This is a genomic window from bacterium (genome assembly GCA_040753085.1).
Taxonomy (GTDB): Bacteria; UBA9089; JASEGY01; order JASEGY01; family JASEGY01; genus JASEGY01.
On the sequence record JBFMHI010000139.1, the window covers coordinates 1 to 7,260 of the forward strand.

A 7,260-nucleotide genomic window follows, 5' to 3' on the forward strand; every position below is an offset into this window, starting at 1 on the left:
AGATGAACTGGTACTTATAACCAGTCAAGAGATACAGATAGGTACGGTATCCTATCAACAGATTCCAGAGCCAAGAGAATTAGGAGTAAAACTCCTTAAGGCTGCTTCCGTCTCTTTGCCAAAGGTCATACCTTATCGAAATGTAGTTGTAGCCACCAGGAAAAAATTAACCAGTCGCCGTAACCTATAGAAATTAAAAGGGTTAAAGAGTATAATTGTTGTTTAAAATTTTGGAACATCCGCTCTATAGTTCCATACTTTATGGTGTGATTAGCATAATAAGAAGTAATGTGTTAGATATAAGCGGTAATACTACCATTAAGATATTTTTTCGATAAAATTTGTTGACTTTTTCAAAAAAATATATTATGCTGACCCTATAGCTTAAGAACCGATCACCTGGTTGCCCCGGGTTATTGAGAAGATACCTAAAAATGATAGTGAGGAAAGATAAGGGTGTATTTCCCAGTTTATAGGCCGAGGCGTTTAAGAGAAAAAGAAGCCTTGCGCGGCCTGATTAGAGAGACAAGGATAACAGCGGCCAATTTGGTTATGCCTTACTTTGTTGTCCATGGAAAGGGGGTAAAAAGGGAAATCACATCTATGCCGGGCAATTTCCATTTCTCCATAGATGAGTTAATCAAGGAGTTGGAAGAAACAAAGGAATGGGGGATCAAGGCGGTCCTTCTTTTTGGGATCCCGGCCGCCAAGGACGCTATGGCTTCTGAGGCTTACGCGGCTGATGGTATTATTCAGTCAGCCATAAGAGACCTGAAGGAAAAACACTCGGAGATATTAATCATTACTGATGTTTGTCTTTGCGAATATATGGATCATGGTCACTGCGGGATAGTCCAGGGAGGCAAGATCCTGAATGACAAAAGCCTGGACCTTTTAGCTAAGACGGCCCTTTCCCACGCGGAGGCCGGCGCGGATATGCTGGCCCCCTCGGATATGATGGACGGGCGGGTGAAGGCTATCAGGGAGACCCTTGATCAGGCGGGATATACTCACCTCCCGATTATGTCTTATTCGGCCAAATTTGCTTCTTCTTTTTATGGTCCCTTTAGAGAGGCGGCTTCTTCAACCCCGGCCTTTGGAGATCGGCGTTCTTATCAGATGGATCCGGCCAATGCTGATGAAGCCATAAGGGAGGTCGCCCTGGACATAGAAGAAGGAGCTGATATAGTGATGGTCAAACCGGCCCTGGCTTATTTAGACATTATCTATCGGGTCAAACACGAATTTGGCTATCCGGTAGCGGCCTATAATGTAAGTGGTGAATTCTCTATGTTAAAGGCGGCTTCTCAAAGAGGATGGATTAATGAGTCTGCCTCTGTGTTGGAGATATTAACCGGCATTAAACGAGCCGGCGCAGATATTATTATCACTTATTCTGCTAAAGAAGCAGCTAAGTGGATAAAACAGAAAGGAGTATAGAGATGGTAGAAGAAAGCGGTATGATCACGGACCGGCGTCCCACGATTATGACAGTTAAGGAGGTGGCTAAATACCTGAGAATGCATATGACCAGCGTTTATCGATTAGCCAAAGCCGGGAGGCTGCCTGCTCACAGGGTGGGCGGGAGTTGGCGGTTCAAAAAAGGAGAAATAGAAGAGTGGCTTAAAAATCGCGGCCATGCCCCCAATGCAGAAGAATAGCCGTAAGCGTTCAGCCACTAAGGCACAAAGACACACTCGTGATGTCTTAGTGTCTTGGTGGCCTGAATGGTTACTAAGAGCCCTAAAGCCGCTTTCGTCTTTTTTTAGAGAGACTAACTATATTAAGGGTGATTAAATAAGACATGCCAGCCGCCAGGACAGAGAGGACAGTGTTGCCTAAGAGGTAAATCCAGCAGGATGTAGTCATAATATCAAGTATCTGGCCATCTTTTACCTCTTCAAGCACCTGGCTCCAGTCATAACCGGTCAAAAGAGAACCTAACAGGGCGCTTAAGCTCCAGAAAAAAGGGGTGGTAAAGGGATTCATTATCACACTCCCCAGGAGGGCCGAGGCCTTATTCCATTTAAACAGAGAGGCTAGTAGAAGGGCTAGGATTGTCCCGCCTCCAAAGGTAGGAAATATCCCTAAAGCTACCCCGGCAGCCATCCCCATAGCTACCTTGTGAGGAGAATCATTGGCCCGAATGAGTTTAAGGCAGAGATAACGAAAGAATCGTCCTGGTCTGAAATTCATAATGGAAATTATCACCCACAGCCCAGAAGAAACCAGAAAGTTGGGGGAAGAGATAGGCAAGAGACTTGAAAGGGGAGATATAATCTCTTTAAGCGGTGAATTAGGCACAGGCAAGACCTGTTTTGCTCAGGGAATAGGGCGGGGCCTCGGCATAACCGAAGGAATACGAAGCCCCACTTTTATCATTATTAACGAGTACCAGGGTCGGCTTCCCCTTTACCATATAGATCTTTACCGGCTTGAAGGTAGCTCTCGGATCTACGAGCTTGGTTATGAAGAATATCTATATGGGGAGGGTGTCTGTGTGATTGAGTGGGGGGAAAAGATTAACGAACTCCTCCCCCCAGAGCATCTATCAGTAAATTTCACCTGGATGAATGACACTCAACGCCAGATTCAGTTCTTTTCTTCCGGGAAACGATTTCAAGGCTTATTACCTCAAATTAGCCTCCCCCCTATGGCCGTCGGATAAGATAATGCCTCTTTTTTCCTATCACCCACCTGCTGTCCTTAAGACTTCTGCAAACTTTGATTCCTGCCGGGCATACTCCTTTAACACCTTCCAGATAATATCCCGCTCTCCTTTTAACTCCTTTGTTCGTCTTACTACCGACGAGATGGCCTTGACCCCTATCTGCCTCTAAACCGGCCGGAAACTTTTCCGCCGAGCTCTCCTATGCCGGCGATTTTGCCTGGGCCAGCACATCTCGAATCATATTTTCCAGGGTATTGAGAAAGGCGCCGACTACCGATTGATTTGGTTTCGAGGTAGCCGAAGCGGCCGGGGGGACATCAGAGGTATTCTGAGTCGAAGGAGCTTCCTGGCCATGGGCCATATTCTGATTAGCCCTGACCATGCCTAAACTAAGATTAACTACCTCGTGGTTGATTTGTTCCAAGGTCTCAGACATCTTCATCATTGACTGGTAAGCATCAATGGCCTGTTTCAGGGTTTGGACCCGATTCTCTATCCGTTCCAGCCTGTTGGCCTTATTTTCTTCTCTCTGTGTTTCTCCATCCTGGTCCGGGGCTTCTCTTTCCCTTTCTTTAATCTTTTGTTCGGATTCGGCTATTTTCCGCTCGAGGACGTCTTCCGCCTCCTCTAAGTCTTCCTTTTTCTGGTCAATTTCTTTCTCCTTTGATTTAGCTTCAATCCCTTCTTCCTCTGTTTCCGCCTCTTCAACTTGTTCTGTTTCAGTTAGCGGTGAAGTTGGTTCTTCTTCAGGTGGAGCGGCCTCCTGATTTTGGCCCTCCCCTGGAGTTGTTGGAGCTATCCCCCTTCCACCATGCCCGGCTTCTTCTCTCTTGTAAATTATCCGCGCTTCACTCTTGCCTGATGTAGCCGCGAAATAGGCCCCTTCCTTGTTTATGTCTAAATGGATACCGGAATAAACTACTGTCCCGCCTTCTCTGGCTGCTTCTCTTTTAAATCTGGCGATATTACCCAGTTCATGAGAAGCGACCCGAAGGATACTCATATTGGCCTTGGCCGGCAAACCCAGACCCGGCTCGCCCGGATCAAGACGGTAATAAAGGGTAGGATTGGCCAGATTAGACTCTATTTGCATGGGGCATTCCTTCTCCTTTTTTCAGCCTTTACTTCTTCCTTTCTCTTAGCTCATTTCTAAAGGCTTCTAAGCGGGGTAATTCCTCTAAATCCCTCTTTCTTCTTGCCGCTTTCTTACTTTCAATTATATCATCGAGAGAAGCGCAAGGAAATCTTCTTTCAATAAGCCTGCTGCGCTTTTCTGCTTCCTCAAAAGACTTTATCCCATCAGGTGCAAATACTATGTCTAAAGGAAAAGAGCCACCTCTAATTTGGATAAAATCCTTTCCCTTGATTATTGCTTCTTTCAGGACTCTATCTATAATAAATCCGAGCTCCTTTAATGCCTTTAAAAGATTCTGGCAATTTTTCTCTGATTTCTCAGGAAATATATCTATATCCTGAGTGGTGCCGGGATAACCATAGAGAATGGCTCCACTTTTTCCAATAAAAAGATATTTGACTTTATGTTTATGGAAGACCTTAGCTAATTTTATAATTTTCTCAATCATCGCTTACCATGATAATAACCTAACCACTTTGGCAAATTCTTCTCCGCCCACTGGCGATAATCTTGGGTAGTATCAAATATCCGGTAAGGTGCGTCATCGATTACAGGTATTTTCAGAGGAATAAATCCTAATTCAATATGTTCACTAACCTTACGCAAGAGGGCATCTTGAAAGTCGAGTCTCTGTTGCTCTTCTTCATTTAGCCTACCGATATGATAAATAAGTCTTTTCATATATCGATGATTATGATCGTAACTACTCAGCCCAGCCTTTTTTGAGGCTTTTATCCGAGAGGCTTCTCTTTAATAAAGTCTGTAACTACTCAGGCAGATAGGTTGAAGGCTAAATAGTTACTAAGGTCTTCTAACGACGAGCATCAGCCGCCGACGGCAACGGCGCACGTTTTTCGCGCTGCTGGCGGCGGTCGGCTGCACGCGATGTTAGCACCCGAACATACCTATGAGTTACCTCTCTGCCACACTGGGCTTACCAACCGGAATCTTGGACACTTGTATGACTAACTGCAATGCCTTATTAACCGCATCTGAGTCGGGAAACGCAGCAGCCACATCCGGCCTCAAGAGTACCAGATTTGTGCCTTCCCGATAGCGTTCGGCATACTTACCTCTTACGCCTCCTTTGAGCAGTTCAGCAAGGTCATATTCCGGTCGCAATTCGTCCTCTATCTCAAGACCAGTTTCCTTCTTCATATTCTTTTCTCTCTCGGGGTGTCAACTCCCGTGCATTGATGATACGAATGCGATTACCACGCTCGGTATGTGAAACGATCAGCAATCTGAAACGATGAGACAAGCCGACAATAATCCACCGGTCTTCTTCGGTGGAGTGATCAGGGTCAGCCACAGTCACACTCAATCTGTCCTGGAACACTGTAGCGGCTTCTTCAAATGAGACCTTATGCCGCTTGAGATTGCTCGCTGCTTTGTCCGGATCCCACTCGAATTGTAATCCCACGCTGCTCCTATATTCTCGATTGAAGTTGTCTCAACGATGTTGAAATTGGTTGTATGGTGTGCGTCGCCGCATGCTAAGACCGTTTAATTATACCAGAAAATTCTCATCTTGTCAAGAGGCAAAAAACCCGGGAGAACAATCACCTCAAATTTGTTAAAAAGGTTGACGGAACGACTATTTTATGATATAAGATAGCTTAGTGGCTTCCTGACCCTTAAGAAGGGGGAGGTCTTGATCATCGCCAAGGAGGATAAATGATGGTAAAAATAAGGCGGGCTTTAATCAGCGTTTCTGACAAGCGGGGCATTATTGCCTTAGCTGAAAATCTGAGTCAATTAGGCATATCCATTATCTCTACTGGGGGGACAGCTAATGTCCTTAGGGAAGCAGGTGTTCCGGTTACAGTTGTCTCCGATCTGACAGGATTTCCTGAGATACTGGGAGGTCGAGTAAAGACCCTGCACCCGGCAGTTTATGGCGGTATCCTGGCCAAACGGCGCCCAGATCATTTGGAAGAACTGGGCAAACACAGAATCGAACCGATTGATATGGTCGTGGTCAACCTCTATCCCTTTGGTGAAACCATTCGTCGCAGCTCTTCCGAAGAAGAGGCCATTGAAAACATTGACATTGGTGGACCGACTATGATCAGAGCCGCTGCCAAGAACTACCCATATGTGGCCTCGGTAGTTAACCCGGCCAGATACGAAGGTATCATCACGGCTTTAAGAGAAAACGCCTGTTGTCTAAAAGAAGATATGCTTTTTTCTCTGGCCCAGGAGGCCTTTGCTTATACGGCGGCCTATGATGCCCTGATAGCCGGATATTTTCAACGGGATGTCAAATTTCCCGAGACACTGAATCTGAGTTATGTCAAGGTGGGAGACTTGAGATATGGCGAGAATCCTCACCAGCAGGCCGCCTTCTACCGCCTACCGGAGATAAGGTCACCGTCTATTGGAAATGCAGAGAAGTTATGGGGTAAAGAGCTTTCCTATAATAACCTGCTCGATTTAGATGCCGCCCTGGAAACAGTCCGGGAATTCGATGAACCGGCCGCCGTAGTCATCAAGCATAATAATCCCTGCGGTGTAGCGGTGGGAGATAGTTTGTCCGAGGCGTATGCGCGGGCCAGAGGGTGCGATCCTGTTTCGGCCTTTGGTGGCGTGGTCGGATTGAACCAACAGGTTGAGGCTGAGACAGCCCGCCAGATCACGGAGACCTTTATTGAGGCGGTCATCGCCCCTGATTTTAGCCCGGAGGCCCTTGAAATCCTTAAAGAAAATCGCGATCTTAGAATCATTAAAGTCAGCTCTCTGGAAGGAATGAGACGGCGGGAGATGTATCTAAAGCAGGTAACCGGCGGCTTATTAGTCCAGGACCGTGATCTGGCCCGGCTTGATCCAGAGGATATAAAGGTGGTCACCTGGCGTCAGCCGACCAAAGAAGAAATCGCCGCCTTCCTTTTTGCCTGGAAGGTGGTCAAACACGTTAAGTCCAATGCCATTATCCTGGCTCTCCCTGACCGGACCGTAGGTATTGGGGCCGGACAGATGAGCCGAATTGATTCCACCCGGATAGCCGTGGCCAAGGCCGGAAACAGAATAGCTGGCGCCGTCCTGGCTTCGGATGCCTTCTTCCCCTTCCGGGATAATGTCGACGAGGCCGCCAAAGCCGGCATTAAGGCCATTATTCAACCAGGAGGCTCTTTGCGAGACGAAGAGGTGATCAAGGCGGCTGATGAATATAACTTGGCGATGGTCTTTACCGGCCGGAGGCATTTTAGGCATTAGAGTTATAGTGAACGACATAAATAAGTTGAGATGTTTACGGGAGGGCAACCCTTTAGGGTTGCTTGTAGCAAGGCTAAAGCCTTGCCCTACGTCTACTTAATTTTAGCGTTCAGTAACTGCTCAAAACTAAGTTAAGCAGTTAGTTGGGAGACAAAGCAAAATTCCCTCTCCCTTGATGGGAGAGGGATAGGGTGAGGGTGAAATGGGCGGGCAATATTATTACTCTTGCTAAAAACCT

The 7,260-nt window shown here is 46.7% G+C and carries 11 protein-coding genes; 5 read left to right on the forward strand and 6 right to left on the reverse strand.

Annotation, left to right across the window (positions count from 1 at the left end; all coding sequences use genetic code 11):
• The 3 genes from AB1797_11640 to AB1797_11650 all read left to right on the forward strand — a co-directional run.
• The coding region (locus AB1797_11640; GenBank protein MEW5768249.1) for a hypothetical protein at positions 1-190 on the forward strand (190 nt) is incomplete at its 5' end.
• Positions 191-456: 266 nt separating this feature from the next.
• Positions 457-1,440, forward strand: coding sequence for a porphobilinogen synthase (hemB, locus tag AB1797_11645; GenBank protein ID MEW5768250.1), 984 nt, complete (start codon positions 457-459; stop codon positions 1,438-1,440).
• A gap of 2 nt (positions 1,441-1,442) precedes the next feature.
• Positions 1,443-1,661: a helix-turn-helix domain-containing protein gene (locus AB1797_11650; protein MEW5768251.1), complete on the forward strand. Its 219-nt coding sequence runs from the start codon at positions 1,443-1,445 to the stop codon at positions 1,659-1,661.
• A gap of 82 nt (positions 1,662-1,743) precedes the next feature.
• On the opposite strand, the gene AB1797_11655 is transcribed toward AB1797_11650, so the two are convergent.
• A complete protein-coding gene (locus AB1797_11655) occupies positions 1,744-2,196 on the reverse strand; it encodes a DUF2062 domain-containing protein (protein MEW5768252.1) in 453 nt (150 codons plus the stop codon).
• A 1-nt stretch (position 2,197) separates the two neighbouring features.
• On the opposite strand from AB1797_11655, the gene tsaE reads away from it, so the two are divergent.
• Positions 2,198-2,668: a tRNA (adenosine(37)-N6)-threonylcarbamoyltransferase complex ATPase subunit type 1 TsaE gene (gene tsaE / locus AB1797_11660; GenBank protein ID MEW5768253.1), complete on the forward strand. Its 471-nt coding sequence runs from the start codon at positions 2,198-2,200 to the stop codon at positions 2,666-2,668.
• 202 nt (positions 2,669-2,870) lie between these two features.
• Here the strand turns inward: tsaE and AB1797_11665 are convergent, their stop codons facing one another.
• From AB1797_11665 to AB1797_11685, 5 genes are all read right to left on the reverse strand, one after another.
• A complete protein-coding gene (locus AB1797_11665; protein ID MEW5768254.1) occupies positions 2,871-3,764 on the reverse strand; it encodes a hypothetical protein in 894 nt (297 codons plus the stop codon).
• A gap of 28 nt (positions 3,765-3,792) precedes the next feature.
• Positions 3,793-4,254: a hypothetical protein gene (locus tag AB1797_11670; GenBank protein ID MEW5768255.1), complete on the reverse strand. Its 462-nt coding sequence runs from the start codon at positions 4,252-4,254 to the stop codon at positions 3,793-3,795.
• A complete protein-coding gene (locus tag AB1797_11675) occupies positions 4,251-4,487 on the reverse strand; it encodes a hypothetical protein (GenBank protein MEW5768256.1) in 237 nt (78 codons plus the stop codon). Before AB1797_11675 ends, AB1797_11670 begins: the two co-directional genes overlap by 4 nt.
• Before the next feature lie 231 nt (positions 4,488-4,718).
• Positions 4,719-4,964, reverse strand: a complete 246-nt coding sequence (locus AB1797_11680) for a hypothetical protein (protein MEW5768257.1) — start codon at positions 4,962-4,964, stop codon at positions 4,719-4,721.
• Positions 4,942-5,229, reverse strand: coding sequence for a BrnT family toxin (locus AB1797_11685; protein MEW5768258.1), 288 nt, complete (start codon positions 5,227-5,229; stop codon positions 4,942-4,944). The genes AB1797_11680 and AB1797_11685 overlap by 23 nt, the downstream gene beginning before the upstream one ends.
• A gap of 254 nt (positions 5,230-5,483) precedes the next feature.
• Here AB1797_11685 and purH point away from each other — a divergent pair, with 254 nt between their 5' ends.
• Positions 5,484-7,022, forward strand: a complete 1,539-nt coding sequence (purH, locus tag AB1797_11690; GenBank protein MEW5768259.1) for a bifunctional phosphoribosylaminoimidazolecarboxamide formyltransferase/IMP cyclohydrolase — start codon at positions 5,484-5,486, stop codon at positions 7,020-7,022.
• Positions 7,023-7,260: the final 238 nt, after the last annotated feature.

What these genes read in the sequence shown, in the direction of transcription:
- AB1797_11650 (MEW5768251.1), top strand. Translation starts at nt 1,443, where the DNA reads ATGGTAGAAGAAAGCGGTATGATCACGGACCGGCGTCCCACGATTATG.
- AB1797_11655 (MEW5768252.1), bottom strand. Translation starts at nt 2,196, where the DNA reads ATGAATTTCAGACCAGGACGATTCTTTCGTTATCTCTGCCTTAAACTC.
- tsaE (MEW5768253.1), top strand. Translation starts at nt 2,198, where the DNA reads ATGGAAATTATCACCCACAGCCCAGAAGAAACCAGAAAGTTGGGGGAA.
- AB1797_11665 (MEW5768254.1), bottom strand. Translation starts at nt 3,764, where the DNA reads ATGCAAATAGAGTCTAATCTGGCCAATCCTACCCTTTATTACCGTCTT.
- AB1797_11670 (MEW5768255.1), bottom strand. Translation starts at nt 4,254, where the DNA reads ATGATTGAGAAAATTATAAAATTAGCTAAGGTCTTCCATAAACATAAA.
- AB1797_11675 (MEW5768256.1), bottom strand. Translation starts at nt 4,487, where the DNA reads ATGAAAAGACTTATTTATCATATCGGTAGGCTAAATGAAGAAGAGCAA.
- AB1797_11680 (MEW5768257.1), bottom strand. Translation starts at nt 4,964, where the DNA reads ATGAAGAAGGAAACTGGTCTTGAGATAGAGGACGAATTGCGACCGGAA.
- purH (MEW5768259.1), top strand. Translation starts at nt 5,484, where the DNA reads ATGATGGTAAAAATAAGGCGGGCTTTAATCAGCGTTTCTGACAAGCGG.